Origin of the sequence: Alkalibacter mobilis, from assembly GCF_015594845.1 — a bacterium.
Classification (GTDB): Bacteria; Bacillota; Clostridia; order Eubacteriales; family Alkalibacteraceae; genus Alkalibacter; species Alkalibacter mobilis.
Genome location: NZ_JADNRK010000003.1, coordinates 69,446 through 95,583 on the forward strand (window position 1 = coordinate 69,446; position 26,138 = coordinate 95,583).

Consider the following 26,138-nt stretch of genomic DNA (forward strand, 5'->3'; position numbering starts at 1 on the left):
CTTATTATCGATTGAAAGGCATTCCCAACAAGCTTAAAAGTTCTAAAGCTTCTTCATCAGTTTTTGCAGTTGTAACAAAAATGATGTCCATACCTCGTATTTGTTCCACTTTGTCATACTCAATCTCAGGGAATATAAGTTGTTCTTTTATACCCATCGAGTAATTTCCTCTACCGTCGAAAGACTTTGAAGATACGCCTCTGAAGTCTCTTACTCTGGGAAGGGCGATGTTGAACAATTTATCTGTAAACTCGTACATTCTATTTGCTCTTAAAGTTACTTTTGCGCCTACGTTCATTCCCTCTCTGAGTTTGAAGTTGGAAACTGATTTTTTTGCTTTTGTTATTACCGGCTTTTGTCCGGCTATTATGCTAAGGTCGTTGACAGCCGCTTCAAGAAGTTTTGCGTTGTCTTTTGCGTCTCCCAATCCCATATTGATTACAACTTTTTCTAGTTTTGGAACTTCCATGACATTGTCGTACTTGAATTTCTCCATCAATGCCGGAATTACTTCCTCTTTATATTTATCCATTAATCTTGGCATCTAGTATACCTCCTTCCCTACTACTTGTTGAATGTTTCTCCACACTTTTTGCAGTAACGCACTTTTGTTCCGTCTTCTAGGAATTTCTTGCCAGTCCTAACGCCTTTTTTACACTTGTCGCAGTATAAAAGTACGTTTGAAGCATGAATTTTTCCTTCCTGCTTAACGATCCCGCCTTGTTGAACTTTCTGGGAAGGTTTCATGTGCTTTGTTACCATGTTGATTCCTTCAACGACCACTCTGTTTTCTTTGGTATATACCGCCAAAACCTTGCCGGTTTCACCTTTGAATTTTCCAGAGTTGACCATGACCACATCATCTTTTTTAACATGTATCTTGTTTTTCACTAAAGCCACCTCCTCTTAAAGTACTTCCGGTGCCAAGGAAAGAATTTTCATGAATTTCTTCTCTCTGAGCTCTCTTGCTACAGGTCCGAAAATACGTGTTCCTCTTGGCTGTTTGTCATCTTTTATAATTACGGCAGCATTTTGATCAAATTTAATGTAGCTTCCGTCTTCTCTTCTGTTACTTTTTACTGTTCTTACAACTACGGCCTTAACGACATCGCCTTTTTTAACAACCCCGCCTGGTGTTGCAGATTTAACAGCGCAAACGATAATATCTCCGACTGTAGCGTATCTTTTTCCTGAGCCGCCTAGTACTCTTATGCACAATAATTCTTTAGCGCCTGTGTTGTCAGCGACTCTCAGCCTGGTTTCCTGTTGTATCATCTGTTTTGCCTCCTTTCAAGCACGATTATAGTGCTTTTTCTACAATCTCTACTAATCTCCATCTTTTATCTTTACTTAAAGGTCTGGTTTCCATGATCTTTACCACATCTCCGATATTGCATTGATTCGCTTCGTCATGGGCTTTGAATTTCGTGGTCTTTTTAACCCTTTTATTGTAAAGAGGATGTCTTACAAAAGTTTCTACAGCGACAACGATCGTCTTGTCCATCTTGTCACTCACTACTTTTCCTACTCTTGTTTTTCTTTGCGCTCTTTCCACAAAAGTACCCTCCTTTTCCTTAAGCTTCTATAGCTTTCAATTCTCTTTCCGTAAGGATCGTTTTGATCCTGGCATACGTTCTCTTAACTTCCCTGATTCTCATCGGATTCTCCAATTGACCAGTGGCAAGTTGGAAACGCAAGTTGAACAACTCTTCCTTGAGTTCGCTAAGCTTGCTCTCCAATTCCTGTGTACTTAATTCTCTTATCTCTTTTGCTTTCATTAGGATTCACCACCCACTTCCTCAAAATCTTTACGGGTAACAAATTTTGTTTTTATAGGCAGCTTGTGCATTGCAAGTCTCATGGCTTCTCTAGCCAACTCTTCTGGAACTCCTGCTATTTCAAACATAATTCTGCCTGGTTTTACCACGGCAACCCAGTATTCTGGCGAACCTTTACCGGAACCCATCCTGGTTTCTGCCGGTTTTTGTGTTACAGGTTTGTCCGGAAATATTTTGATCCAGACTTTTCCGCCTCTTTTAATATATCTTGTCATTGCGATACGAGCAGCTTCAATTTGATTTGATGTTATCCAACCCGGTTCCAAAGCTTGAATCGCATAGTCACCATAATTGATAGTATTTCCTCTCGTAGCCTTGCCTTTCATTCTACCTCTGAATACTCTTCTTCGTTTAACTCTTTTAGGCATTAACATTATGGTTTCCTCCTTCCTTAGTTCCTATTATCTTCTTTTTTTTCAGGAAGAACTTCCCCTTTGTTGATCCAGACTTTTACACCGATTTTTCCGTAAGTTGTATTTGCTTCGGCAAAACCGTAGTCAATATCTGCTCTCAACGTCTGCAAAGGCACGTTTCCTTCGCTATAGTGTTCAGTTCTAGCCATTTCAGCTCCGTTCAATCTACCGGATACGCTTGTTTTAATTCCGTGCGCACCATTTCTCAACGCTCTGGTGATCGATTGTTTCATGGCACGTCTGAAAGAAACTCTTCTTTCAAGTTGAGATGCAATATTCTCTGCGACCAATTGTGCGTTGGCATCGATATTCTTGACTTCAACTATGTTGATGAAAACATTCTTTCCGGTCATTTTCACCACTTGATTTTTAAGCGCCTCGATACCTGAACCACCTTTACCGATGATCATTCCGGGCTTAGCTGTATGAATATGTATTCTGATTCTGTTGGCATATCTTTCAATTTCTATTTGAGAGATACCTGCAGTAAATTGATTTTTCTTGATAAATTTTCTTATCTTGTTATCTTCAACAAGAAAATCAGCGAAATCCTTGTCTTTTGCGTACCATCTTGCACTCCAGTCCTTAATGACTCCGACTCTTAATCCGTGCGGATTGACTTTTTGACCCACTAACTATCCCCTCCTTACTCTTTTTCTTTAAGCACTACAGAAATATGACTGCTTCTCTTTTTTATCAAAGACGCTCTACCCATTGAACCTGCCAAAAATCTTTTCATTGTAGGCCCCTGGTCCGCATATATTTCTGAAACAAATAATTTTGCTGGATCCATTTCAAAATTGTTTTCTGCGTTTGCTGCAGCAGACTTGATTACCTTTTCTACCACTTTCGCAGATTTATTAGGTAATAGCGATAATATATTTATGGCTTCTCCGATGCTTTTTCCTCTTACAAGGTCAACAACCAGTTTTGCTTTTCTTGGTGATACTCTTACGTATCTGGCGCTTGCTTTAGCTTCCATATAATTCAACCTCCTTCCAAAACCTCTTATTTCTTACCAGAAGTTTTTTCTCCTGCATGACCTCTAAATGTTCTTGTAGGAGCAAATTCTCCAAGTTTATGTCCAACCATATCCTCTGAAAGATATACGGGAACATGCTTTCTTCCGTCATGTACTGCAATAGTGTGCCCTACCATCTGAGGAAAAATCGTCGAGCTTCGAGACCAAGTCTTAATAACTTTTTTCTCGTTGTTTTTATTCATGTCTTCAATTCTTTTCAAAAGTTTAGCGTCCACGTAAGGTCCTTTTTTTAATGATCTGCTCATTTAGTTACCTCCTTCCAGAACTATTTCTTTCTTCTTCTTACGATATATTTATCCGAGCTCTTGTTTTTCTTTCTCGTTTTGTATCCAAGTGCAGGCTTGCCCCATGGAGTAGATGGTCCTGGTCGTCCGATAGGCGCTCTACCTTCACCACCACCGTGAGGGTGATCGTTGGGGTTCATTACAGAACCTCTTACAGTAGGTCTGATTCCCATGTGTCTTTTTCTTCCAGCCTTACCTATTCTTACATTTGAGTGGTCAACATTACCAACTTGTCCTATGGTTGCTCTACATTCCATTCTAACCATTCTCATCTCTCCTGAAGGAAGTCTCAGAATAGCGTAGTTGTTTTCCTTTGCCATCAATTGTGCGTAATTTCCTGCTGATCTTACCATCTGTCCGCCTTTTCCGGCTTTCAGTTCAACATTGTGAACGATAGTACCTACAGGGATGTTTGCCAATGGAAGTGCGTTTCCTACTTTGATGTCGGATCCCACTCCTGACTCAACATAATCACCCGTCTTCAAATTCAAAGGTGCTATTATGTATCTCTTTTCTCCATCAAGGTAATGAAGAAGAGCTATGTTTGCGCTTCTGTTCGGGTCGTACTCTATACCCGCTACCTTAGCTTTGATTCCGTCCTTGTTTCTCTTGAAATCTATAATTCTGTATTTTCTTTTTTCTCCGCCGCCTTTGTGACGAACAGTGATCTTACCGTTAGCATTTCTTCCCGCAGTGCTTTTAAGCGGTGAAAGAAGGGATTTTTCCGGCGTGGTTTTTGTAACTTCGTCAAAAGTATTCACGCTCATGTTCCTTCTTCCGGCGGAAGTTGGTTTGTAAATCTTAATACCCATTTCACTTTACCTCCTTTTTACGTCGAGACCCAATGGCCTCTTTAGTTTAGATGCCTTCGAAAAATTCTATGCTTTTGCTGTCCGGAGTAAGCTTTACTATGGCTTTTTTCCAGTTTGCTCTTCTTCCGGTGTATTTTCCCATTCTTTTGACTTTTCCGTTCATGTTCATGGTAAACACTTTCTCAACTTTAACACCGAAAATGTTCTCAACAGCATTCTTGATTTGAATCTTGTTTGCATCTTTCTTAACTTTAAATGTATATTTGTTCTCGCTCATATCGTCCATGCTTTTTTCTGTGACGATGGGCTTTATAATGATATCATGAGGGCTAAGCATTATGCGTACACCTCCTCTATTTTCTCTACTGAATCTTTTGTAGTCACAAGACAATCACAATCCAACAGGTCGTATACGTTTATTGTCTCAACTGTAACGGTTTTGACTCCAGGAATATTTCTCGCCGACTTGTATACATTCTCATCCAAGTCTTTTACCAGGATCAATGTTTTCTTTGCAGCTTTGATATTTTCCAACACGTTGACCATTTCTTTAGTTTTTGGCGCTTCTATTGAAAGAGCATCCAATACCAAAAATTCGCTGTCAGCCACTTTTGAAGAAAGTACAGATTTGATAGCCAGTCTGTTCATTTTCTTGTTGACTTTTTTACTGTAATCTCTTGGTTTTGGTGCAAATATGACACCGCCACCCTTCCAAAGTGGTGATCTAATGGAACCGGCTCTTGCTCTTCCTGTTCCTTTCTGTCTCCACGGCTTTTTGCCACCGCCCCTTACTTCGGAACGAGTTTTAGCCGATTGAGTTCCTTGTCTCTTGTTAGCCAGCTGAGCAACCACTACTTGGTGCACTGCGGCTTCGTTCGGTTCAATACCGAATATATCGTCTTTCAAGGTCAATTCTTCGACCTTTTCACCTTTAACATTTATAACATCAACTTTAGGCATTTGTTATCCTCCTTTCCAAAATTACTTTTTAACTGTTTGCTTTACTGTCACAAGGCTTCCTCTGATTCCTGGAACCGCACCTTTGACTAAAAGCAAGTTTCTTTCAGCGTCGACTTTAACCACTTCAAGATTTTGAACTGTAACTTTCACGTTACCCATTTGTCCCGGTAGTTTTTTGCCCTTGAAAACTCTTGAAGGACTTGAAGAAGCTCCCATTGAACCCGGTGATCTGTGATATTTGGAACCGTGCTTCATAGGTCCTCTGGACTGATTGTGTCTTTTGATGACTCCCGCAAATCCTTTACCTTTGGAAGTTCCGGTGATATCGATCTTGTCACCTTGTTCAAAAACATCAGCTTTAACATCTTGTCCTACCTGGTAATCAGCCGCATTTGCCACCCTGAACTCTTTAAGAACTCTTTTGTATCCAAGTTCGTTTTTATCAAAGTGCCCTTTCATAGGCTTGTTTACTTTCTTTTCCTTAACATCTCCATAACCCAACTGGATGCTCTCGTATCCATCGGTTTCCTGGTTTTTAACCTGCACTACTTTGCAGGGACCTGCCTCTACAACTGTTACAGGTACCAGCTTGCCCTCTTCATTGAAGATCTGGGTCATGCCCAATTTTTTACCTATTATTACTTTCTCCATTGTTGCACCTCCTAATAATTAGCGGATTGCCTTTGCAATCATAATCTCCATTAAAGCTTGATCTCTATGTCTACTCCCGCCGGCAGATCCAAACGCATCAATGCGTCTACAGTCTTTGGCGTAGGATTAAGAATGTCGATCAGTCTTTTATGTGTTCTCATTTCAAACTGTTCTCTGGAATCTTTGTACTTGTGAACTGCACGAAGGATCGTAATGATCTCTTTCTCGGTTGGAAGCGGCACAGGTCCAGATACCCCTGCTCCAGTTCTCTTTGCAGTTTCAACGATCTTTTGTGCTGATTGATCCAACACCTTGTGATCGTAAGCCTTCAATCTGATTCTAATCTTTTGTTTTGCCATACCTAAATTTCCCTCCTTACTAATTCTTTTAGGTACGATCCGATATCAAGAACACTCTGCCGGGTGTTCAGTATATTTTTTATAAAAAACATACCCTGATATCCATCGTCCGATTCATGATCTGGACATACTCCAAGAAAATTCCCTTTGGGCCAAGCAACCTTTCTTTTCATCGCATAAAGTCACAGCTTAAGTATTATACCTTAATTTGCAATATCACTCAATAGTTTACAGCCCTATTTTAAAAAAAATATTGTACTTTTTATGTTTTTTTGTCTATAAGCATAAAAGAGGACGCTCAAGCGCGTCCCCTTAATGTGATTTCAGTGTGATTACTCGATGATCTCCGCTACTACTCCGGCTCCTACCGTTCTTCCACCTTCTCTGATCGCAAATCTCAAACCTTCTTCGATAGCGATAGGTGTGATCAGGTTGATCTCCATTTGGATGTTGTCTCCAGGCATTACCATTTCCACGCCTTCACCCAACTCGATTATTCCTGTTACGTCTGTTGTTCTGAAGTAGAACTGTGGTCTGTATCCGTTAAAGAATGGCGTATGTCTTCCACCCTCTTCTTTTGTCAATACGTATACTTCTGATTTGAATTTAGTATGTGGATTAATAGATCCTGGCTTAGCTAGTACCTGGCCTCTTTCGATCTCTGTTCTGTCAACGCCTCTTAGCAGTACTCCGATGTTGTCTCCTGCAACCGCTTGGTCAAGAAGCTTTCTAAACATCTCTACTCCTGTTACTACTACTTTTCTTCTTGCATCTGAAAGACCGATGATCTCTACTTCTTCGCCTACTTTGACCATTCCTCTTTCTACTCTTCCTGTTGCTACTGTTCCTCTTCCTGTGATTGAGAATACATCCTCTACAGGCATTAGGAACGGCTTGTCTGTTTCTCTTACAGGGTCAGGTATGTATGCATCTACTGCTTTCATAAGCTCTACTATCTTGTCTGCCCACTCGCCTTCAGGATCTTCCAACGCTCTAAGAGCACTTCCTACAACGATCGGTGTGTCATCTCCAGGGAACTCGTACTCGTTAAGCAATTCTCTTACTTCCATTTCAACCAGTTCGATCAACTCTTCGTCGTCTACCATGTCTGCCTTGTTAAGGAATACTACTATGTATGGTACTCCTACCTGTCTTGAAAGCAGGATGTGCTCTCTTGTCTGTGGCATAGGACCGTCTGCAGCACTTACTACCAGGATCGCTCCATCCATCTGTGCCGCTCCGGTGATCATGTTCTTTACGTAGTCGGCGTGTCCAGGACAGTCTACGTGTGCGTAGTGTCTTTCGTCTGTTTCGTACTCTACGTGTGCTGTTGAGATAGTGATTCCTCTTTCTCTCTCTTCAGGCGCCTTGTCGATATTGTCGAATGCCACCGCTGCTCCTGTACCGAATTTTTTGTTCAATACTGTTGTTATAGCAGCTGTCAATGTTGTCTTACCGTGGTCTACGTGTCCTATGGTTCCAATGTTAACGTGGGTTTTGTTTCTTTCAAATTTTGCTTTTCCCATTTTAATTTCCTCCTTAAATTTATTTTTTGCCTTCCATTATTTGCTCTGAAATACTTTTTGGCACTTCTTCGTAGTGAGAGAACTGGTATGAATATACTCCTCTTCCCTGTGTTTTACTTCTAAGATCCGTTGCGTAACCGAACATTTCAGATAGTGGAACGAATCCTCTGATTACCTGAACGTTTCCTCTTGGGTCCATACCTTCGATACGTCCCCTTCTTGAGTTAAGGTCACCTATAACATCTCCCATGTAATCTTCAGGAACAGTTATCTCAATTTTAAATATTGGCTCCAGAATTACCGGATCCGCTTTTTTACAACCTTCTTTGAACGCCATTGAGCCTGCAATTTTAAATGCCATCTCTGATGAGTCAACATCATGATATGATCCATCTACCAATGTAGCTCTGAAGTCAAGCACTGGATATCCGGCAAGAACTCCGTTTTCCATGGCTTCTCTAATACCTTGATCGACGGGACCGATAAATTCTTTAGGTATCGCACCACCGACGACCTTGTTGACGAACTCGTATCCTTCGCCCGGCTCTCTCGGTTCAAGCTCAAGCCATACGTGTCCGAACTGTCCTCTACCACCTGACTGTCTCGCGAACTTTCCTTCGACTCTGACAGCTTTTCTGATGGTTTCTCTATATGCAACCTGAGGCTTACCGACATTTGCTTCAACTTTGAATTCTCTTAGCATTCTGTCAACGATGATGTCAAGGTGAAGCTCACCCATTCCGGAAATGATCGTCTGACCAGTTTCAGGATCAGTGTATGTTTTAAATGTAGGATCTTCTTCCGCCAACTTCTGAAGAGCAATGCTCATTTTGTCTTGTCCCGCTTTTGTCTTAGGCTCTATCGCCACCGAAATTACCGGTTCCGGGAATTCCATGGATTCAAGTATGACTTGATCTGATTCTACACAAAGTGTGTCACCTGTGGTTGTATCCTTTAAACCTACCGCAGCAGCTATATCTCCAGTATAAACCGTTTCGATCTCCTGTCTGTGGTTGGCGTGCATTTGAAGTATTCTACCGATTCTTTCTTTTTTGCCTTTGGTGGAGTTGTAAACATATGAACCTGAGTTCAATACTCCTGAGTAAACCCTGAAGAAAGCCAGCTTTCCTACAAACGGATCTGTCATGATTTTAAATGCCAATGCTGAGAAAGGTCCGTTGTCATCTGCTTTTCTTTCTATTTCTTCTTCTGTTTTAGGATCGATCCCTTTTATGGCAGGAACGTCCAATGGAGAAGGCATGTACTCTACAACTGCATCCAACATGGGTTGAACGCCCTTGTTTTTGTATGAAGAACCGCAAAGAACAGGGATCATTTTTACAGCTACTGTAGCTTTTCTGATAGCTCTCTTGATTTCAGCCGAAGTGATCTCTTCGCCTTCAAGGTATTTCATCATAAGCTCTTCATCAAAGTCTGAAACTGCTTCCAATAATTTCTCTCTATATTCGTCTGCCAACTCTTTCATTTCTTCAGGTATTTCAACTACTTCAACTACTTTACCTTCATCGTCCCTGTACATTATGGCGTTCATCTCCACCAAATCAACAAGTCCTAGGAAAGTGTCTTCTTTTCCGATGGGAAGTTGGATCGGAACCGCATTGGCTCCTAGTCTTTCCTTCATCATATCTACTACATTATAAAAATCCGCTCCCAAGATATCCATCTTGTTTACATAGGCCATTCTGGGAACTCTGTATTTGTCGGCTTGTCTCCATACCGTTTCCGATTGAGGCTCAACCCCACCTTTTGCACAAAATACTGCAACCGATCCGTCCAATACACGAAGTGAACGCTCTACCTCGACAGTAAAGTCAACGTGTCCTGGTGTATCTATAATGTTTATCCTGTGATTTTTCCACTGGCAAGTAGTAGCGGCAGAGGTAATAGTGATACCTCTCTCCTGCTCCTGCTCCATCCAGTCCATTTGGGAAGCACCTTCATGTGTCTCCCCAATTTTATGAATCCTTCCGGAATAAAACAATATTCTTTCAGTGGTGGTGGTTTTACCTGCATCAATATGGGCCATGATACCGATATTTCTCGTCATCTCCAAACTAAACTCTCTTGACACAGTATCCATCCTTTCTTAATAAAAGAAACTTTGTTTCTTTACCATCTATAATGCGCGAAAGCCTTGTTGGCTTCTGCCATTTTGTGTGTATCTTCTTTTTTCTTCACTGACGCACCTGCATTGTTGATAGCATCCAACAATTCAGACGACAATCTTGACTGCATGGTTTTTTCGTTTCTGGCTCTTGAGTATCTTACCAGCCATCTTAATCCCAAAGCTTGTCTTCTTGCAGGTCTGATCTCGATAGGAACCTGATATGTTGCTCCACCGACTCTTCTTGCTTTTACTTCCAAGACCGGCATTATGTTGTTTAACGCTTCTTCAAAAACTTCCAAAGCATCTCTACCTGTTTTTTCAGCAATAGTATCGAATGCTCCGTATACTATTTTTTGAGCCACGCCTTTTTTTCCGTCAAGCATTATGTTGTTAACTAATTTTGTAACCAAAACGCTGTTGTACAGCGGATCCGGTAATACCTCTCTTTTTGGTACTGGTCCTTTTCTTGGCACTTTGCTTCCCTCCTTAATAAAAAATCTTTCATCGGTACTCGACTACTTAGTGCGCCGTCGTGCGTAATATCTATTTTATATTATAAAACCCGTTTATAATGTATAGCTATTGCACAATTATTTCTTAGCAGCTTTTTTTGCACCGTATTTAGATCGAGATTGTTGTCTGTTTTGCACACCGGCTGTATCCAAAGCTCCCCTGATGATTTTGTATCTCACACCAGGAAGGTCTTTTACTCTACCACCCTTGATCAAGACGACGCTGTGTTCCTGCAGGTTATGTCCGATTCCCGGAATATAAGCAGTAACCTCAGTTCCGTTTGTAAGTCTTACCCTTGCGATCTTTCTAAGCGCAGAGTTAGGCTTCTTTGGAGTAGTAGTTCTTACAGCTGTACATACACCTCTCTTTTGAGGGTTGTTTTTTAGTGCCGGAGAGTCTGATTTGTACTCAACCTTTTCTCTTCCTTTTTTAACAAGCTGACTAATAGTAGGCATCCTTGTATTGCACCTCCTTTGGTTTTTATTATATAAGGCATAAGCCGAATATTACATTAAAGTCCCCCTCTTGAAAAAGAGGGGGTGCAAATAGCTCTATTATCCTTTTAAGATTGCTGCGGTTGCAGTTTTTCTTTTGATACCGCAAGCATTCCCCAATTCAACCATGCTATTTACATAGTGTACTTCTATTTTATGATTTTTGCATGCACTTTCAACTTCGTCAATTATGTGTTGGTCTGCATCTTTCGACAAATAAACCAGACTTACGTTATCCGACTTGATCATTTTTATGGTCTGTCTGGTTCCGACAACAACATTGCCCGTCTGTAGTTCTTCAAGCATGATGTTCCCTCCTTTACAATGCCCGTCGATGCGCTAATAAATTTTATCACTAGGAAAAAACTCTGTCAACCTTTTTATAGATCGTCTATTATTATGTCAGAAAGATCTACTTCATCTACAATTTCCTGCGGGTTCAACTCTTCCACAACTTCATCTTCTTCAAGCTCCACATTTCTGTACCTTTTCATTCCTGTTCCCGCCGGTACGAGCTTTCCAATTATTACGTTTTCCTTAAGTCCCACAAGCGGATCTATCTTTCCTTTGATCGCAGCGTCAGTCAATACTCTTGTTGTTTCCTGGAACGATGCAGCTGAAAGGAATGAATCCGTTGCAAGTGAAGCCTTCGTTATTCCCAACAATACCCTGGAGGCTGTTGCAGGCTCTTTTCCTTCAGACAATGCTTTTTCATTTTCTTCTTCGAAAGCGAATATGTCTACCAGCCCTCCCGGCAGGAGTTGAGTGTCTCCCGGTTCTTCCACTTTGACTTTTCTAAGCATTTGTCTTACTATCAACTCAATGTGCTTGTCGCTGATATGAACACCCTGAAGTCTGTATACTTTTTGCACTTCTTGAAGTATGTACTTTTGAACTCCTGAAATACCTTTGATGCTCAATATGTCGTTGGGGTTTATGCTACCGTCCGTTATTTCATCGCCGGCCTCGATAGCATCACCATTGACGACTTTCAATCTGGAACCGTAAGGTATAAGATAAACTTTTTCCTCATCGGAGCCAATGACAGCTACTTCTTTTTTCTTCTTCGTTTCCCTAACTTCGACTTTTCCGTCGATTTCGGAAATTATGGCCAAACCTTTCGGCTTTCTTGCTTCAAAAAGCTCTTCTACCCTTGGAAGACCTTGAGTTATATCATCTGCGCTGGCAACTCCACCTGTATGGAACGTACGCATCGTAAGCTGGGTTCCCGGTTCTCCGATAGACTGTGCCGCAATGATACCCACTGCCTCACCCATTTTCACGGGTTCCCAGGTAGTCAGGTCCACTCCATAGCACTTTGCACAAACGCCTACTTTGGATTGGCAGTTGGTGATGGATCTTATGTTTACAGTTTTTATTCCTGCCTTTTCGATCTTGTCTGCAACCCTTTTGGTTATTATCGTGTCAGCCTTGGCAAGTACTTCTCCGGTATTTGGGTCTACTACATCTTCAAAAGCATATCTGCCGGCAATACGATCTTTCATCTTTTCGATGATTTCTCCGCCGTCGTCTATGTCCTTAGCCAGATAACCCCTGGTAGAACCACAATCCTCTTCTCTTACTATGACATCCTGGCTTACATCTACAAGCCTTCTAGTCAAGTATCCGGAGTCGGCCGTTCTAAGAGCGGTATCCGCCAAACCTTTTCTGGCACCGTGAGTGGATATAAAGAATTCCAATACATTAAGTCCTTCTCTAAAGTTCGATCTGATTGGAAGTTCGATGATCTTACCTGACGGACTCGCCATCAGACCACGCATACCTGCCAACTGTCTTATCTGGTTTTTACTACCTCTCGCACCAGAGTTGGCCATCATGTTGATCGGGTTCAATGGATCCAAGTGATCCATCAAGGCGTCGGTAACTTCATCAGTTGTGTTGTTCCAGATATTGATGACTTTTTCGTATCTCTCATCTTCGGAGATAAGTCCTCTTCTAAACAATTTCTGAACCTTGTCGACTTCAACTTCAGCCTTCTCCAAAAGCTCAACCTTCTTGGAAGGTACTTCCATATCGCTTACACCTACTGTGATCGCCCCTATTGTAGAATAATGGAAACCCATTCTCTTTATATTGTCAAGCGTTACAGAGGTTTCTGTAGGTCCGTGTTTTTCGTAGCATTTTTCAACTATCGCGGACAATACCTTCTTGTCGGCAGTCTCATCTACTTCAAGTTTGAACATGTCATCATCGGTTTCTCTTTCAACAAATCCCAGATCCTGCGGTATTATCTCGTTGAAAAGAAATCTTCCAACGGTGCTCTCCACCAATTTTGTCTTTTCTATCCCGTTGATTTCTTTCCTTATTCTAACTTTGACCCGTGTATGAAGGGACACTACCTTGTTGTTGTAGGCCATTTCCATCTCTTCAAGGTCTGAGAAAATCTTTCCTTCGCCTTCTTCTCCTGGGATCTCTATTGTCAGATAGTAAGCACCCAGGATCATGTCTTGTGTAGGACTTATTACGGGGCTTCCATCCTGTGGCTTTAGAATGTTGTTGGCTGCCAGCATGAGGAATCTTGCTTCTGCTTGAGCTTCCACCGACAGAGGCACGTGCACAGCCATCTGGTCACCGTCAAAGTCAGCATTGTATGCTGTACATACCAACGGATGCAATTTTATGGCTCTGCCTTCGACCAAAACCGGTTCGAAAGCCTGTATACCAAGTCTGTGCAAAGTAGGTGCTCTGTTCAATAAAACCGGATGTTCCATAATGACTTCTTCGAGAACATCCCAAATTTCAGGTCTCATTCTCTCGACCATTCTCTTTGCGCTTTTAATGTTTTGAGCAAATTTTCTTATAACCAGCTCTTTCATAACGAAAGGCTTGAATAGTTCGATGGCCATTTCCTTCGGCAATCCACATTGATACATTTTGAGTTCAGGTCCGACGACTATTACGGAACGTCCGGAGTAATCGACCCTTTTCCCCAAAAGATTCTGTCTGAATCTACCTTGTTTTCCCTTAAGCATGTCGCTAAGGGATTTTAAAGGTCTGTTTCCCGGTCCGGTTACAGGTCTGCCTCTCCTGCCGTTGTCTATAAGCGCATCCACCGCTTCTTGAAGCATCCTTTTTTCATTTTGGACGATTATGTCCGGAGCATCCAGATCTAAAAGTCTTTTAAGACGATTGTTTCTGTTTATCACCCTTCGATAAAGATCGTTCAAGTCAGATGTTGCAAATCTTCCTCCGTCCAGTTGCACCATTGGCCTTAGTTCAGGAGGAATTACCGGCACAGCTTCAAGTATCATCCACTCGGGATTGTTTCCGGATGTTCTGAAAGCCTCGACCGCCTCAAGTCTTCTGACGGTACGTATTCTTTTTTGGCCTGTGCTGTTTTTAAGATCTTCTCTCAACTCTTTGGATTCCTTCTCCAAATCAAGCTGAGACAGTAATTCTTTGACAGCTTCTGCGCCTATTGCCGCCTTAAAGTCATTGCCATATTTTTCTTTGTATTCTCTATATTCTCGTTCACTTAAAAGTTGCTTGTGAGACAGAGGAGTGTTTCCCGGATCTGTAATGACGTATGCGGCAAAATATATTACTTTCTCCAATGACCTTGGAGACATTTCCAATACCAAGCCCATTCTACTTGGGATCCCTTTAAAGTACCATATGTGAGATACAGGTGCGGCAAGTTCTATGTGCCCCATTCTTTCTCTACGCACTTTGGATCTGGTCACCTCTACCCCGCAGTTCTCGCAGACGATCCCTTTATATCTTACCCTCTTGTATTTTCCACAGTGACATTCCCAGTCTTTGGTAGGTCCAAATATTTTCTCGCAGAACAAACCTTCCTTTTCGGGTTTAAGAGTTCTGTAATTTATGGTTTCAGGTTTTTTTACCTCTCCCTTTGACCATTCTCTAATCTTTTCAGGTGAAGCAAGTCCAATCTTGATTGATTTAAAATCGAAAAATTCATTCAAGGAGCTTCTCTCCCTTCTATATTTAATAAATAAAACTTCTATTTCTATTGATCTTCAAAATCTTCTTCCACGTCGTCCAGCATGCCGTCAATATCGAAATCATCGTCCAAATCGCTTTCCAGATCCTCTTCATAGAATCCTTCTGGATCTTCTTCGTCCATGTCTCTGCTGACCAGATCCACTCCGAAGCTCTCCAATCCGTCCTCGTCTCCTGTATCTTCTTCGATCTCAAGTTCATCTTCATTCTCACTTAGAACTGCTACGTTAAGAGACAAACTCTGCAACTCCTTTATAAGAACCTTGAAAGATTCCGGCACTCCCGGCGTAGGAATGTTTTCACCCTTTACTATCGATTCGTAGGCCTTTACTCTTCCGACGACATCGTCCGACTTAACTGTCAATATTTCCTGCAAAGTATGTGCTGCTCCGTATGCTTCAAGGGCCCATACCTCCATCTCTCCAAATCTCTGTCCTCCAAACTGGGCCTTGCCGCCAAGTGGCTGCTGAGTAACCAGTGAGTATGGTCCCGTAGATCTGGCGTGCATCTTGTCGTCGACCAGGTGATGCAGCTTCAGGATATACATATATCCTACAGTTACATCATTGTCAAAAGGCTCTCCCGTACGACCGTCATGCAGGGTTATTTTACCGTTTCTATTATAATCCGCCTGTTCAAGAATATCCATTATGTCGTTTTCGTTTGCTCCATCAAAGACCGGTGTTGCGATTTTCCACCCAAGTGCTTTTGCAGCAAGACCCAAGTGGACCTCCAATACCTGACCGATGTTCATCCTCGAAGGTACACCCAACGGATTTAGAACAATTTCAACCGGTGTTCCGTCCGGCATAAATGGCATGTCTTCTTCAGGGAGGATCCTGGATATTACACCCTTGTTTCCGTGTCGTCCCGCCATTTTGTCTCCAACGGATATCTTTCTTTTGCTGGCCACATAAACTCTAACCAGTTGGTTGACACCGGGTTTAAGATCTTCATCCTTGTTTTCCCTTGAGAACACTTTGACGTCTACAACGATACCGCTTTCTCCATGGGGAACTCTTAAAGAAGTATCTCTGACCTCTCTTGCCTTCTCGCCGAAAATAGCTCTTAGAAGCTTTTCTTCAGCGGTCAATTCAGTCTCTCCTTTAGGAGTGACCTTTCCAACCAATATGTCTTCTGAATTTACTTCGGCACCTATCCTTATGATGCCTCTTTCGTCCAGATTTTTAAGGGCATCCTCTCCAACATTTGGAATATCCCTTGTTATCTCTTCAGGTCCAAGCTTGGTTTCCCTTGCTTCAGATTCATACTCTTCTATATGTATGGAAGTAAACACGTCTTCTTTGACCAGTTTTTCACTGATAAGGATGGCATCCTCATAGTTGTAACCTTCCCAAGTCATGAATGCAATCAGGATATTTCTGCCAAGAGCGATTTCTCCGTTGTCAGTAGAAGGTCCGTCTGCCAAAATCTGGCCCTTTTCAACCCTCTCACCTTTAACGACGATGGGCCTTTGGTTGAAACAGGTTCCCTGGTTGGATCTCTTAAACTTGAGTAATGTGTATTTGTCGAGTTTCTTGTCGTCTCTTCTTATATGAACTTCCGTCGCTGTCACTTTTTCCACTACACCCGGCGTTTTAGACAAAAGACACACACCTGAGTCTTTTGCTGCCACGTGCTCGATCCCAGTTCCGATGACCGGCGATTCCGGTTTTAACAGCGGCACTGCCTGACGTTGCATGTTAGAACCCATCAATGCCCTGTTGGCGTCATCATTTTCAAGGAAAGGTATCATTGATGTAGCTACCGAAACTATCTGTTTAGGAGAAATGTCCATATAATCAACTTTCTCCGGCGCAACAGTCACAAAGTCTCTTTTAAGACCGGCTCTACCTGTTACCTTGTCTCTGGAAAATCTGAAATTTTCGTCAAGTGGTTCGTTGGCCTGTGCTATGGTGTACTTGCCTTCTTCATCAGCTGCAAGGTATACTATCTCATCACTGACTACACCATTTTCGACTTTTAGGTAAGGTGCTTCAATAAACCCGTATTCGTTGACGCGGGCATAGGTACTCAAAGAACCGATCAAGCCGATATTCGGTCCTTCAGGTGTTTCTATCGGACACATCCGTCCGTAATGGGAGTGATGAACGTCCCTAACTTCAAAGCCGGCTCTTTCTCTCGAAAGTCCGCCTGGTCCCAAAGCGGAAAGTCTTCTTTTATGAGTCAACTCCGCCAAAGGATTGGTCTGGTCCATAAATTGTGACAATTGTGAACTTCCAAAAAATTCCTTGACTGAGGCATTGACCGGTCTGATGTTTATAAGCCCTTGCGGCGTTATTGCTTCATTCCCTTGAATGGTCATGCGCTCTTTGACAACTCTTTCCATTCTGGAAAGACCTATCCTGAATTGATTTTGGAGCAATTCACCTACTGATCTCAGTCTTCTGTTTCCTAAATGATCAATATCGTCAACAGTTCCCAAACTGTAATTCAGTCCCAGGTTATAGCTTACAGAAGCGAAAATATCTTGGATAAGAACGTGTTTCGGTATCAACTCGTCCATTCGTTTTTCAAACTCTTCCTTCATCTCCTGCGGTGAAAGGTCAGAGTTCAATATTTCTTGAAGAACGTAGTAATTGACCATCTCGTCCACGACTTCAGGGTCGTATTCAAATGGCAGATCCTGCTTGGAAATATCGACAAATCCATTTCCTATAACTTTGAATTCCCTGTCTTCTACGAGTATAGTCACCTTGTCTATTCCTGCATTTTGGATTTCCCATGCAGTTTTTTCATCGACAATAGAACCTTCCTCGCATATCAGTTCACCTGTCAGAGGATGGAAAATATTATCTTTGATTTTTTTACCGGAAATACGTCCTGCAAGAGCAAGCTTTTTATTGAATTTATACCTTCCTACTTTGGCCAAATCGTATCTTCTTGGGTCAAAGAACATGCTGTTTAATAAAGATTCCGCACTATCCACAGTCGGCGGCTCGCCTGGTCTAAGTCTTTTGTACACTTCCAAAAGACCTTCTTCCCTGTTTTCAGTTGCATCTTTTTCCAACGTTGCCAACAACCTTGGATCTTCACCAAAATAATCCAGTATCTGCGCTCTTGAACCAAGACCGAAAGCCTTTAAAATCACGGTTATGGGCAACTTTCTGGTTCTGTCGACCCTTACGTGCAAAATATCATTTGAATCTGTTTCGTACTCCAACCAGGCACCCCTGTTGGGTATGACTTGTGATGAATACAGCTGTTTTCCCGTTTTGTCAATATCTTCAGAAAAATAAGTTCCCGGAGATCTTACCAATTGGCTGACAATAACTCTTTCTGCACCGTTTATAATGAAAGTTCCGTTTTCCGTCATCAACGGAAAATCTGCCATGAAGACGCTCTGCTCCTTGACTTCTGCCGTTTCCTTGTTGATCAGTCTGACCTTCACCTTAAGAGATGTGGCGTAGGTTGCGTCTCTTTCCTTGCATTCCGCCTCATCGTACTTGGGTTCACCGTCTAAATTATAGTCGATAAACTCGAGAATCAGATTCCCCGTATAATCCACTATCGGAGAAATATCGTTGAATACTTCCTTCAAGCCTTTCTCAAGAAACCAGTCATAAGATTTCTTTTGAATTGCAATAAGGTTGGGAATATCCAACACCTCGTTGATTTTAGAAAAGCTCATTCTAGTATTCTTTCCTAATTGTACAGGATGCACCATCCTCTATTCACCCCTCGCTTAAAAAGTAAAAAGCCAAAAGCCTAAGTAATCATTATTTATTTAGTTTACTCGCTTTTGGTTGGTATAAATATTAGTCTATTCTTATGTCAAAACAACTTTTTACATTGTTTCAGTAAAAAAAAATTCTTTTGATGCAATTTACAATGCTATCACAGTTTTTTTTTATTGTCAACATATAAAATCAAATTAAATAAGTTTTTTTACATTTATTTAACCTGCCTTTTTTTATGGGGCGAATAAATCGCTCCATAAAAAAAAGCGGGTCAAACCCGCTTCATAGCAAAATGTATTACTTAACTTCTACAGTTCCGCCAACTTCAGCAACTTTATTTTTGATTTCTTCTGCTTCTTCTTTGCTAGCGCCTTCTTTGATTGTCTTTGGAGCATTGTCAACCAATTCTTTAGCTTCTTTAAGTCCTAAACCTGTAAGTTCTCTTACAACTTTGATAACTTTGATTTTTTGGTCTCCAGCTGATGCCAATACAACATCAAACTCAGTTTTTTCTTCTGCTTCTTCAGCTGCAGCAGCTACAGGAGCAGCAGCCATTGCTACAGGAGCAGCGGCGCTTACGCCAAACTCTTCTTCAAGAGCCTTTACCAATTCAGATAGTTCCAATACAGTCATATTTTTTACTTCTTCGATCATTTGAGTTACTTTTTCGCTTGCCATTTTAATAAACCTCCATTTAATCTTCTATTATTTTATTTGTGTTTTATTTTCAACATTATTAGGCTGTTGCTTCCTTTTGTACTCTTACTTGCTCAAGCGCTCTTGCCAAGCCGCTGATATTCGCCTGCAATACTCCGACGAATCCTGCGATTGGAGCGTTTAGGCCGCCAAGAACTTGTGCAACCAATACTTCTTTTGGTGGAAGATCGGCCAGGTCTTTGATTTCATCGATGGAAATTACTTTTCCACCTACCAAACCTCCCTTAAGTTCCATAGCTTTGTGCTTTTTAGCAAATTCTGTAACAACTTTAGCAGCTGCAACAGGATCGTCATTGCTGAATGCTACTGCAGTAGGTCCTGTAAGGTAATCCATAAGTCCTTCGTTGCCTGTCTCTTTTGCAGCAAAACGCATCATCGTGTTTTTGTAAACTTTGTAATCAACAGATTCCTTTCTTGCAAGGCTTCTAAATTCGTTAAGTTCCTCAACGTTAAGTCCTCTGTAATCAACCAAAATCATACTTTGAGCATTTTGCATTTTTTCAGCTATCTCTTTTACCACTTCAGCTTTCAAATCTTTGTTCGACACTCTAGTCCACCTCCTTGTCCCATGACGGGTTCTGGTAAAATAAAAAACTCTCTTTGGCCTATCGGGCATACAAAGAGAGTTTGGAATCCAAATTCAAATGTATAACCTCGATAGGATATTAAGCTTGCGCACCTATTGTCTACGGTTGTTCTTTATTTTAAATCACATGAATTATAACATCACGCAATAAGCTTGTCAAGATTATTATATCTTTGCCGGATTGATCTTGATACCCGGTCCCATAGTGCTGGTGATGGTGACACTTCTAAAGTAAGTTCCTTTTGATGATGCCGGCTTTGCTTTTTTGATCGCTTCCAGCAAAACATTCAGGTTCTCTTGAAGTTTGTCCTTGTCAAATGAAGCTTTACCTACGGGTACGTGAATTATGTTTGTCTTATCAAGTCTGTATTCCACTTTACCTGCTTTGATATCGGCAACTGCCTTTTCAACTTCAAATGTAACTGTTCCTGATTTTGGATTAGGCATAAGACCTTTTGGTCCCAAGACCCTTCCCAGTCTACCAACAACACCCATCATGTCAGGAGTTGCTACAACTACGTCAAAATCGAACCAGTTTTCTTTTGTGATCTTGTCAACCATGTCTTCTGCGCCAACATAGTCAGCACCTGCATTAGTCGCTTCAGTCGCTTTGTCCCCTTTTGCGAAAACTAAAACCTTAACGGTTTTTCCTGTTCCGTGGGGTAATACAATTGCACCACGAACTTGTTGGTCGGCATGTCTTGAGTCGACTCCAAGTCTGATGTGAGCTTCGATGGTTTCATCAAATTTGGCTGTAGCAGTACTTTTGACAGTTTCTACTGCATCTGACAAATCGTACAATTTTGATCTGTCCACCAATTTGAACTTCTCTTGGTAATTTTTTCCTCTTTTCATAATTTCCTCCTTGTGGTATTAGCGGATTTTCCTCCCACTGCGTTACCTGATTTTACTCTTCTACGGTTACTCCCATGCTTCTAGCAGTACCTGCGATCATGCTCATTGCCGCTTCGACTGAAGCTGCGTTTAGATCCGGCATCTTCAATTCCGCAATTTCTCTTAGTTTTTCCTGGCTGATCTTGGCAACCTTTTGCTTGTTGGGAACACTTGATCCACTCTCTATTCCTACAGCCTTTTTTATCAAAATCGCTGCTGGTGGAGTTTTTGTTATGAAACTGAAAGTTCTATCCTGATATACTGTAATTACTACCGGTATGATCATTCCAGCTTCATTTGCTGTCTTAGCGTTGAATTCTTTACAAAAACCCATTATATTCACACCGTGCTGTCCCAAAGCAGGACCTACTGGCGGAGCCGGAGTTGCTTTTCCCGCAGGTATTTGCAATTTTATCATTCCTATTACTTTTTTAGCCATTTTTACACCTCCCTGTGTATCTGAATATGATTTGTATATCTTTTAAATCCGCACATGCGGAATTAAAATTTGGCTACTTGTGTAAACTCCAATTCGGCAGGGGTTTCCCTTCCAAACATCGAAATGTTTACTTTTACCTTTTGCTTCTCGTGATTTACTTCTTCAACGATTCCGGTAAATCCTTCCAAAGGACCTTCCTGAACTTTTACGGTGTCGCCAATATTTATATCGATCCTAGGCAATTTCTCTTTGATTCCCATGCTTTTGAGTTCACTTTTAGACAAGGGGACCGGTTTTGATGCAGGTCCGACAAACCCTGTGACTCCTCTGGTATTTCTTACTATGTACCACGATTCATCAGTCATGATCATCTTTACCAGTATATACCCGGGAAAAACCTTTTTTTGGCTTACTTTTCTTTTCCCGTCTTTGATTTCTTCCACTTCCTGCATGGGCACGTGGACTTCAAAGATTTGGTCCTGCATGTTTCTATTTTCAACTGCAGCCTCGATATTGACTTTAACCTTATTCTCGTAACCGGAATAAGTGTGTGCAACATACCATTTAGCTTCTTCGTTTTGACTCATATGTACTAACCCTCTTTATTTTATGATCAGTGCCAACAACCCGCCCAAACCTACGTCCATAACATAGACTACAAGGGTCAAAATAAATACGATACCCAATACTACCGAAGTGTGCTGCATCAATTCATTTTTGGTAGGCCACGTTACTTTTTTAAGTTCAGCCCAGACACCCTTTAAAAACATCTTGGATCTTTTCAAGAATCCAGGTTTTTTGACTTTTTCCTTCTTGACCGGTTTATCTGTTTTAGCCGGTTTTTCAATTTTTGCCATTCTTTCACTTCCTTACACTATAAAATAAGCTGGCTTATTTTGTTTCTTTGTGTGTTGTGTGTGTTTTGCAAAATTTACAGTACTTGCTCATTTCAAGTCTTTCAGGGTCATTTTTCTTGTTTTTCATCGTATGATAATTTCTTTGCTTGCATTCAGTGCATGCCAAAGTTACTTTCACTCTCATTACGACACCTCCTACGTTTAATCAAACTCTTTCTATTTGCCTTTATCAAAGGCGCACTAACCCAATTCTAATTGTACTCATAAAAAATATCACAATTGATTTCCACTGTCAACATATTTTCCAATAAAAAAAGGCCTAGGCCCCAACAATTCTTAGCTTTACTATTATAACACAAGTTTCAGGATCTGAATATAGATTTTTCAAAATAACAAGAGGACGCTCAAGCGCGTCCCCTTAATGTGATTTCAGTGTGATTACTCGATGATCTCCGCTACTACTCCGGCTCCTACCGTTCTTCCACCTTCTCTGATCGCAAATCTCAAACCTTCTTCGATAGCGATAGGTGTGATCAGGTTGATCTCCATTTGGATGTTGTCTCCAGGCATTACCATTTCCACGCCTTCACCCAACTCGATTATTCCTGTTACGTCTGTTGTTCTGAAGTAGAACTGTGGTCTGTATCCGTTAAAGAATGGCGTATGTCTTCCACCCTCTTCTTTTGTCAATACGTATACTTCTGATTTGAATTTAGTATGTGGATTAATAGATCCTGGCTTAGCTAGTACCTGGCCTCTTTCGATCTCTGTTCTGTCAACGCCTCTTAGCAGTACTCCGATGTTGTCTCCTGCAACCGCTTGGTCAAGAAGCTTTCTAAACATCTCTACTCCTGTTACTACTACTTTTCTTCTTGCATCTGAAAGACCGATGATCTCTACTTCTTCGCCTACTTTGACCATTCCTCTTTCTACTCTTCCTGTTGCTACTGTTCCTCTTCCTGTGATTGAGAATACATCCTCTACAGGCATTAGGAACGGCTTGTCTGTTTCTCTTACAGGGTCAGGTATGTATGCATCTACTGCTTTCATAAGCTCTACTATCTTGTCTGCCCACTCGCCTTCAGGATCTTCCAACGCTCTAAGAGCACTTCCTACAACGATCGGTGTGTCATCTCCAGGGAACTCGTACTCGTTAAGCAATTCTCTTACTTCCATTTCAACCAGTTCGATCAACTCTTCGTCGTCTACCATGTCTGCCTTGTTAAGGAATACTACTATGTATGGTACTCCTACCTGTCTTGAAAGCAGGATGTGCTCTCTTGTCTGTGGCATAGGACCGTCTGCAGCACTTACTACCAGGATCGCTCCATCCATCTGTGCCGCTCCGGTGATCATGTTCTTTACGTAGTCGGCGTGTCCAGGACAGTCTACGTGTGCGTAGTGTCTTTCGTCTGTTTCGTACTCTACGTGTGCTGTTGAGATAGTGATTCCTCTTTCTCTCTCTTCAGGCGCCTTGTCGATATTGTCGAATGCCACCGCTGCTCCTGTACCGAATTTTTTGTTCAATACTGTTGTTATAGCAGCTGTCAATGTTGTCTTACCGTGGTCTACGTGTCCTATGGTTCCAATGTTAACGTGGGTTTTGTTTCTTTCAAATTTTGCTTTTCCCATTTTAATTTCCTCCTTCGATCCCTAATTAATATCTTAACACTTCTGTGTCTTTTACTTAATGGAGCCCATAACCGGATTTGAACCGATGACCCCCACCTTACCATGGTGGTGCTCTACCTACTGAGCTATATGGGCTGGTTGGTGGTGGGAGATGGATTCGAACCATCGAAGGCTGTGCCAACAGATTTACAGTCTGCCCCCTTTGGCCACTCGGGAACCCCACCTGATATATAAAATCGCTATTACATAATACTAAAATTGCCTTTGACTGTCAATTGTTTAAAAACTATTTTAATAATATTTTGACTTGAAATCAGTATTGACTTTCTTTTTCACCCTTTGAAGTGCATTATCTATGGATTTTTTGTCTTTGCCAAGTTTTCTCGCTATCTCTTTTTGCCCGTCACCTTCAATATGGCATTTGAGCACTCTCAGCTCAAATGTGCTCAGAGCCGCTTTCAATGTCTCGCTCATGCGAATCAGCGCATCGTGACCTATTGCCGTTTCTTCCGGTTCACGGATCTTGTGATCCGATATCATATCGCCCACAGTGACGTCTCCGCCTTCCCTGTACACTGGATTGCTGAATGAAACGTATCCGTTTAAAGGCAAGTGCTTGTTTCTATTGGCTGAACGAATTGCCGTCAATATCTGCCTTTCAATGCACATTTCAGCAAAATATCGAAATCCCACATTTTTTTCAGGACTGTAACTTCTTACAGCTTTTAACAGGCCTATCAATCCTTCCTGGTAGAGATCATCCTTGTCTCCCCCAGATATGTAGTAAGATCTGGCCTTTTGAAAAACCAGACCTCTGTACTTTTTCACTAAAAAGTTTTGAGCTTCCAAATCCCCATCGGACGCTCTTTTAAAAAGGACTTCATCTGTCGTTTCTCCAACCCCTGTCGATTTGCCGCCTCTGTAATACACCTTAAAACCACCCCTTAAGATTACTCCTGATTTTCGTTCTGCGTAAAATCAGAAAGTTTTTTGATCGTATCGTTGTCCAAATTATGCAAAAGTCTGTTCTTTTCCGCAATATTCTGCTTCTCTATCTTTTTCATATTGGATTCAAAGGCAAACTCGACTTCTTTTTCAAGTTCTCGAGCGCTGATCCTGATTCCTCCTGCGCTCAGTATCATCTTTTGAAGCATGAAGTCTGAAGTGGCGACCGTGATTTCGTGGACTGGATTTATCTGATGTATCAGTTTTTCGATATAACTGTCCGCCGTCTGGTTCTTGGCGGAATAAACCACCATTATCCCGCCAGTTTCCTCTTCTTTTGCCGTTTCAGTATTATTGTACGCGTCAAATACTAAAACAACCTTTAAATTTTTTAACTTTGCATAACTTTGCATCAAATCGATCAAAGATTTCCTTGCATCTTCGAGGCTGTGTTCCATCAAATTCCGTAATTTTTCCCAATGGTTTATCAGATTGTAGCCGTCTACCACGAGATAATGTTCTCTGAGCCCCACATTAATTTCCGTCCCTTCTCTGTCTGGCCGCTTCGCTAAAAATTATTCCGGCTGCCACAGAGGCATTCAAAGATTCTATGCTTCCGTACATGGGTATGGATACGCTGAAATCACATTCTTCCTTCACCAATCTGCTGATCCCCTTGCCTTCACTGCCTATGACCACAGCCAACGGCCCTTTGAAATTAGTCTTGTAGTAGGCTTCACCCCCGGGTTCTGCGCCACCCACCCACAGGCCTTGTTTTTTCAAATCCTTAAGAGTTTGAGTCAGGTTGGTCACCTTTCCTATCATCATGTTCTCAGCAGCTCCGGCAGAAGCCTTGACTGCTATGGGCGTAAGGTCTACCGATCTGTTTTTGGTGATTATGATCCCATGGACACCGCAGGCATCCGCAGTACGTATTATCGCGCCGAAATTATGCGGATCGGTGATCTGATCCAAAACGACTATGAAAGGATCTTCACCCAATTTTTGGGCTTTTGCGATCATGTCTTCCGGTTCGTAATAGGAAAAGTTTGTTGCTATTGCTATGATCCCCTGATGATTTCCTGTTTTGCTGGAGTAATCAAGTTTTTTTCTATCAACCATCTGAATTTTGATTTTTTTCTCTTTGGCCAACTCAAATATTTCGGCATTTCCCGTTTCTCTTCTGCCTTTGGCAACCATAATCTTTTCGATGGTCACACCCGATCTCAGCGCTTCCAGGATAGGATTTTTACCTTCTATCTGCCTTACATCCCTTTCGGGTCTTTCAAACTTTTTTTCCGTCTTGACATTTTCAGCCTTGTTGTCTCTGTTGCCGCTATTATCATTTTTGTTTCGTCTCATA

Annotated in this window: 32 protein-coding genes, 2 tRNA genes and 1 other annotated feature; all 34 genes read right to left on the bottom strand. The window is 41.6% G+C overall.

Annotated features, from left to right (window positions below; all coding sequences use genetic code 11):
- Positions 1–4 precede the first annotated feature (4 nt).
- On the bottom strand, positions 5–544 hold the full coding sequence (rplE, locus tag IWB18_RS02410; RefSeq protein ID WP_195682004.1) for a 50S ribosomal protein L5: 540 nt from the start codon (positions 542–544) through the stop codon (positions 5–7).
- A 20-nt stretch (positions 545–564) separates the two neighbouring features.
- On the bottom strand, positions 565–891 hold the full coding sequence (gene rplX, locus IWB18_RS02415) for a 50S ribosomal protein L24 (protein ID WP_332310650.1): 327 nt from the start codon (positions 889–891) through the stop codon (positions 565–567).
- A gap of 15 nt (positions 892–906) precedes the next feature.
- Positions 907–1,275, bottom strand: coding sequence for a 50S ribosomal protein L14 (gene rplN, locus IWB18_RS02420; protein ID WP_195682005.1), 369 nt, complete (start codon positions 1,273–1,275; stop codon positions 907–909).
- A gap of 25 nt (positions 1,276–1,300) precedes the next feature.
- On the bottom strand, positions 1,301–1,555 hold the full coding sequence (rpsQ, locus tag IWB18_RS02425) for a 30S ribosomal protein S17 (RefSeq protein WP_195682006.1): 255 nt from the start codon (positions 1,553–1,555) through the stop codon (positions 1,301–1,303).
- A gap of 19 nt (positions 1,556–1,574) precedes the next feature.
- Positions 1,575–1,778 (bottom strand): 50S ribosomal protein L29, encoded by a 204-nt coding sequence (gene rpmC, locus IWB18_RS02430; RefSeq protein WP_195682007.1) that lies wholly within the window; start codon positions 1,776–1,778, stop codon positions 1,575–1,577.
- Entirely contained in the window at positions 1,778–2,212 is a 435-nt protein-coding gene (rplP, locus tag IWB18_RS02435; RefSeq protein WP_195682008.1) for a 50S ribosomal protein L16, read from the bottom strand. The genes rpmC and rplP overlap by 1 nt, the downstream gene beginning before the upstream one ends.
- A gap of 17 nt (positions 2,213–2,229) precedes the next feature.
- Positions 2,230–2,883: a 30S ribosomal protein S3 gene (gene rpsC / locus IWB18_RS02440; protein ID WP_195682009.1), complete on the bottom strand. Its 654-nt coding sequence runs from the start codon at positions 2,881–2,883 to the stop codon at positions 2,230–2,232.
- 14 nt (positions 2,884–2,897) lie between these two features.
- Positions 2,898–3,233, bottom strand: a complete 336-nt coding sequence (gene rplV / locus IWB18_RS02445; protein ID WP_195682010.1) for a 50S ribosomal protein L22 — start codon at positions 3,231–3,233, stop codon at positions 2,898–2,900.
- A 26-nt stretch (positions 3,234–3,259) separates the two neighbouring features.
- Positions 3,260–3,538, bottom strand: a complete 279-nt coding sequence (rpsS, locus tag IWB18_RS02450) for a 30S ribosomal protein S19 (RefSeq protein WP_195682011.1) — start codon at positions 3,536–3,538, stop codon at positions 3,260–3,262.
- A 20-nt stretch (positions 3,539–3,558) separates the two neighbouring features.
- Complete coding sequence (gene rplB, locus IWB18_RS02455) at positions 3,559–4,389, bottom strand: 50S ribosomal protein L2 (protein WP_195682012.1); 831 nt, start codon at positions 4,387–4,389, stop codon at positions 3,559–3,561.
- A gap of 46 nt (positions 4,390–4,435) precedes the next feature.
- Positions 4,436–4,726: a 50S ribosomal protein L23 gene (rplW, locus tag IWB18_RS02460; protein ID WP_195682013.1), complete on the bottom strand. Its 291-nt coding sequence runs from the start codon at positions 4,724–4,726 to the stop codon at positions 4,436–4,438.
- Positions 4,726–5,349 (bottom strand): 50S ribosomal protein L4, encoded by a 624-nt coding sequence (rplD, locus tag IWB18_RS02465; protein ID WP_195682014.1) that lies wholly within the window; start codon positions 5,347–5,349, stop codon positions 4,726–4,728. Before rplD ends, rplW begins: the two co-directional genes overlap by 1 nt.
- A 21-nt stretch (positions 5,350–5,370) precedes the next feature.
- Positions 5,371–6,000, bottom strand: coding sequence for a 50S ribosomal protein L3 (rplC, locus tag IWB18_RS02470; protein WP_195682015.1), 630 nt, complete (start codon positions 5,998–6,000; stop codon positions 5,371–5,373).
- A gap of 50 nt (positions 6,001–6,050) precedes the next feature.
- Positions 6,051–6,359 carry a 30S ribosomal protein S10 gene (gene rpsJ, locus IWB18_RS02475; RefSeq protein ID WP_195682016.1) on the bottom strand — a complete coding sequence of 103 codons (309 nt, stop codon included), beginning with the start codon at positions 6,357–6,359 and terminating at the stop codon, positions 6,051–6,053.
- A gap of 332 nt (positions 6,360–6,691) precedes the next feature.
- Positions 6,692–7,885: an elongation factor Tu gene (tuf, locus tag IWB18_RS02480; protein ID WP_195682017.1), complete on the bottom strand. Its 1,194-nt coding sequence runs from the start codon at positions 7,883–7,885 to the stop codon at positions 6,692–6,694.
- A gap of 19 nt (positions 7,886–7,904) precedes the next feature.
- Positions 7,905–9,977 (bottom strand): elongation factor G, encoded by a 2,073-nt coding sequence (gene fusA / locus IWB18_RS02485; RefSeq protein ID WP_195682138.1) that lies wholly within the window; start codon positions 9,975–9,977, stop codon positions 7,905–7,907.
- A gap of 38 nt (positions 9,978–10,015) precedes the next feature.
- Entirely contained in the window at positions 10,016–10,486 is a 471-nt protein-coding gene (gene rpsG, locus IWB18_RS02490; protein ID WP_195682018.1) for a 30S ribosomal protein S7, read from the bottom strand.
- Positions 10,487–10,603: 117 nt separating this feature from the next.
- A complete protein-coding gene (gene rpsL, locus IWB18_RS02495) occupies positions 10,604–10,981 on the bottom strand; it encodes a 30S ribosomal protein S12 (protein WP_195682019.1) in 378 nt (125 codons plus the stop codon).
- Between the two features lie 99 nt (positions 10,982–11,080).
- Positions 11,081–11,326 carry a ribosomal L7Ae/L30e/S12e/Gadd45 family protein gene (locus IWB18_RS02500; RefSeq protein ID WP_195682020.1) on the bottom strand — a complete coding sequence of 82 codons (246 nt, stop codon included), beginning with the start codon at positions 11,324–11,326 and terminating at the stop codon, positions 11,081–11,083.
- A 74-nt stretch (positions 11,327–11,400) separates the two neighbouring features.
- The gene (gene rpoC, locus IWB18_RS02505) at positions 11,401–14,967 is read right to left on the bottom strand and encodes a DNA-directed RNA polymerase subunit beta' (protein WP_195682021.1); all 3,567 of its coding nucleotides are present in this window, start codon (positions 14,965–14,967) and stop codon (positions 11,401–11,403) included.
- A 44-nt stretch (positions 14,968–15,011) separates the two neighbouring features.
- Positions 15,012–18,692 (bottom strand): DNA-directed RNA polymerase subunit beta, encoded by a 3,681-nt coding sequence (gene rpoB / locus IWB18_RS02510; protein ID WP_195682022.1) that lies wholly within the window; start codon positions 18,690–18,692, stop codon positions 15,012–15,014.
- 310 nt (positions 18,693–19,002) lie between these two features.
- The gene (gene rplL / locus IWB18_RS02515) at positions 19,003–19,383 is read right to left on the bottom strand and encodes a 50S ribosomal protein L7/L12 (RefSeq protein ID WP_195682023.1); all 381 of its coding nucleotides are present in this window, start codon (positions 19,381–19,383) and stop codon (positions 19,003–19,005) included.
- A 58-nt stretch (positions 19,384–19,441) separates the two neighbouring features.
- On the bottom strand, positions 19,442–19,969 hold the full coding sequence (rplJ, locus tag IWB18_RS02520) for a 50S ribosomal protein L10 (protein WP_332310652.1): 528 nt from the start codon (positions 19,967–19,969) through the stop codon (positions 19,442–19,444).
- A 31-nt stretch (positions 19,970–20,000) separates the two neighbouring features.
- Positions 20,001–20,132: a sequence feature (ribosomal protein L10 leader region), on the bottom strand.
- 41 nt (positions 20,133–20,173) lie between these two features.
- Positions 20,174–20,863, bottom strand: coding sequence for a 50S ribosomal protein L1 (rplA, locus tag IWB18_RS02525; RefSeq protein ID WP_195682025.1), 690 nt, complete (start codon positions 20,861–20,863; stop codon positions 20,174–20,176).
- Between the two features lie 52 nt (positions 20,864–20,915).
- Entirely contained in the window at positions 20,916–21,341 is a 426-nt protein-coding gene (rplK, locus tag IWB18_RS02530; RefSeq protein WP_195682026.1) for a 50S ribosomal protein L11, read from the bottom strand.
- A 62-nt stretch (positions 21,342–21,403) separates the two neighbouring features.
- Positions 21,404–21,928, bottom strand: a complete 525-nt coding sequence (nusG, locus tag IWB18_RS02535; protein WP_195682027.1) for a transcription termination/antitermination protein NusG — start codon at positions 21,926–21,928, stop codon at positions 21,404–21,406.
- Positions 21,929–21,943: 15 nt separating this feature from the next.
- The gene (secE, locus tag IWB18_RS02540; protein ID WP_195682028.1) at positions 21,944–22,198 is read right to left on the bottom strand and encodes a preprotein translocase subunit SecE; all 255 of its coding nucleotides are present in this window, start codon (positions 22,196–22,198) and stop codon (positions 21,944–21,946) included.
- Between the two features lie 34 nt (positions 22,199–22,232).
- Positions 22,233–22,382: a 50S ribosomal protein L33 gene (gene rpmG, locus IWB18_RS02545; protein ID WP_195682029.1), complete on the bottom strand. Its 150-nt coding sequence runs from the start codon at positions 22,380–22,382 to the stop codon at positions 22,233–22,235.
- Positions 22,383–22,636: 254 nt separating this feature from the next.
- Positions 22,637–23,830 carry an elongation factor Tu gene (gene tuf / locus IWB18_RS02550; RefSeq protein ID WP_195682017.1) on the bottom strand — a complete coding sequence of 398 codons (1,194 nt, stop codon included), beginning with the start codon at positions 23,828–23,830 and terminating at the stop codon, positions 22,637–22,639.
- Positions 23,831–23,889: 59 nt separating this feature from the next.
- A tRNA-Thr gene (locus IWB18_RS02555) sits at positions 23,890–23,965 on the bottom strand.
- 4 nt (positions 23,966–23,969) lie between these two features.
- A tRNA-Tyr gene (locus IWB18_RS02560) sits at positions 23,970–24,054 on the bottom strand.
- Between the two features lie 67 nt (positions 24,055–24,121).
- Entirely contained in the window at positions 24,122–24,760 is a 639-nt protein-coding gene (sigH, locus tag IWB18_RS02565) for an RNA polymerase sporulation sigma factor SigH (protein WP_195682030.1), read from the bottom strand.
- Positions 24,761–24,780: 20 nt separating this feature from the next.
- Positions 24,781–25,308 (bottom strand): NYN domain-containing protein, encoded by a 528-nt coding sequence (locus IWB18_RS02570; RefSeq protein ID WP_195682031.1) that lies wholly within the window; start codon positions 25,306–25,308, stop codon positions 24,781–24,783.
- A 1-nt stretch (position 25,309) separates the two neighbouring features.
- Complete coding sequence (gene rlmB / locus IWB18_RS02575) at positions 25,310–26,137, bottom strand: 23S rRNA (guanosine(2251)-2'-O)-methyltransferase RlmB (protein WP_195682032.1); 828 nt, start codon at positions 26,135–26,137, stop codon at positions 25,310–25,312.
- Position 26,138: the final 1 nt, after the last annotated feature.

Bases quoted from the DNA above. Each gene is read 5' to 3' on its own strand.
- rplE (WP_195682004.1), bottom strand. From the start codon at position 544: ATGCCAAGATTAATGGATAAATATAAAGAGGAAGTAATTCCGGCATTG.
- rplN (WP_195682005.1), bottom strand. From the start codon at position 1,275: ATGATACAACAGGAAACCAGGCTGAGAGTCGCTGACAACACAGGCGCT.
- rpmC (WP_195682007.1), bottom strand. From the start codon at position 1,778: ATGAAAGCAAAAGAGATAAGAGAATTAAGTACACAGGAATTGGAGAGC.
- rplP (WP_195682008.1), bottom strand. From the start codon at position 2,212: ATGTTAATGCCTAAAAGAGTTAAACGAAGAAGAGTATTCAGAGGTAGA.
- rplV (WP_195682010.1), bottom strand. From the start codon at position 3,233: ATGGAAGCTAAAGCAAGCGCCAGATACGTAAGAGTATCACCAAGAAAA.
- rpsS (WP_195682011.1), bottom strand. From the start codon at position 3,538: ATGAGCAGATCATTAAAAAAAGGACCTTACGTGGACGCTAAACTTTTG.
- rplB (WP_195682012.1), bottom strand. From the start codon at position 4,389: ATGGGTATTAAGATTTACAAACCAACTTCCGCCGGAAGAAGGAACATG.
- rplW (WP_195682013.1), bottom strand. From the start codon at position 4,726: ATGCTTAGCCCTCATGATATCATTATAAAGCCCATCGTCACAGAAAAA.
- rplD (WP_195682014.1), bottom strand. From the start codon at position 5,349: ATGCCTAAAGTTGATGTTATAAATGTTAAAGGTGAAAAGGTCGAAGAA.
- rplC (WP_195682015.1), bottom strand. From the start codon at position 6,000: ATGGAGAAAGTAATAATAGGTAAAAAATTGGGCATGACCCAGATCTTC.
- rpsJ (WP_195682016.1), bottom strand. From the start codon at position 6,359: ATGGCAAAACAAAAGATTAGAATCAGATTGAAGGCTTACGATCACAAG.
- tuf (WP_195682017.1), bottom strand. From the start codon at position 7,885: ATGGGAAAAGCAAAATTTGAAAGAAACAAAACCCACGTTAACATTGGA.
- rpsL (WP_195682019.1), bottom strand. From the start codon at position 10,981: ATGCCTACTATTAGTCAGCTTGTTAAAAAAGGAAGAGAAAAGGTTGAG.
- IWB18_RS02500 (WP_195682020.1), bottom strand. From the start codon at position 11,326: ATGCTTGAAGAACTACAGACGGGCAATGTTGTTGTCGGAACCAGACAG.
- rpoB (WP_195682022.1), bottom strand. From the start codon at position 18,692: ATGGTGCATCCTGTACAATTAGGAAAGAATACTAGAATGAGCTTTTCT.
- rplL (WP_195682023.1), bottom strand. From the start codon at position 19,383: ATGGCAAGCGAAAAAGTAACTCAAATGATCGAAGAAGTAAAAAATATG.
- rplA (WP_195682025.1), bottom strand. From the start codon at position 20,863: ATGAAAAGAGGAAAAAATTACCAAGAGAAGTTCAAATTGGTGGACAGA.
- rplK (WP_195682026.1), bottom strand. From the start codon at position 21,341: ATGGCTAAAAAAGTAATAGGAATGATAAAATTGCAAATACCTGCGGGA.
- nusG (WP_195682027.1), bottom strand. From the start codon at position 21,928: ATGAGTCAAAACGAAGAAGCTAAATGGTATGTTGCACACACTTATTCC.
- secE (WP_195682028.1), bottom strand. From the start codon at position 22,198: ATGGCAAAAATTGAAAAACCGGCTAAAACAGATAAACCGGTCAAGAAG.
- rpmG (WP_195682029.1), bottom strand. From the start codon at position 22,382: ATGAGAGTGAAAGTAACTTTGGCATGCACTGAATGCAAGCAAAGAAAT.
- tuf (WP_195682017.1), bottom strand. From the start codon at position 23,830: ATGGGAAAAGCAAAATTTGAAAGAAACAAAACCCACGTTAACATTGGA.
- rlmB (WP_195682032.1), bottom strand. From the start codon at position 26,137: ATGAGACGAAACAAAAATGATAATAGCGGCAACAGAGACAACAAGGCT.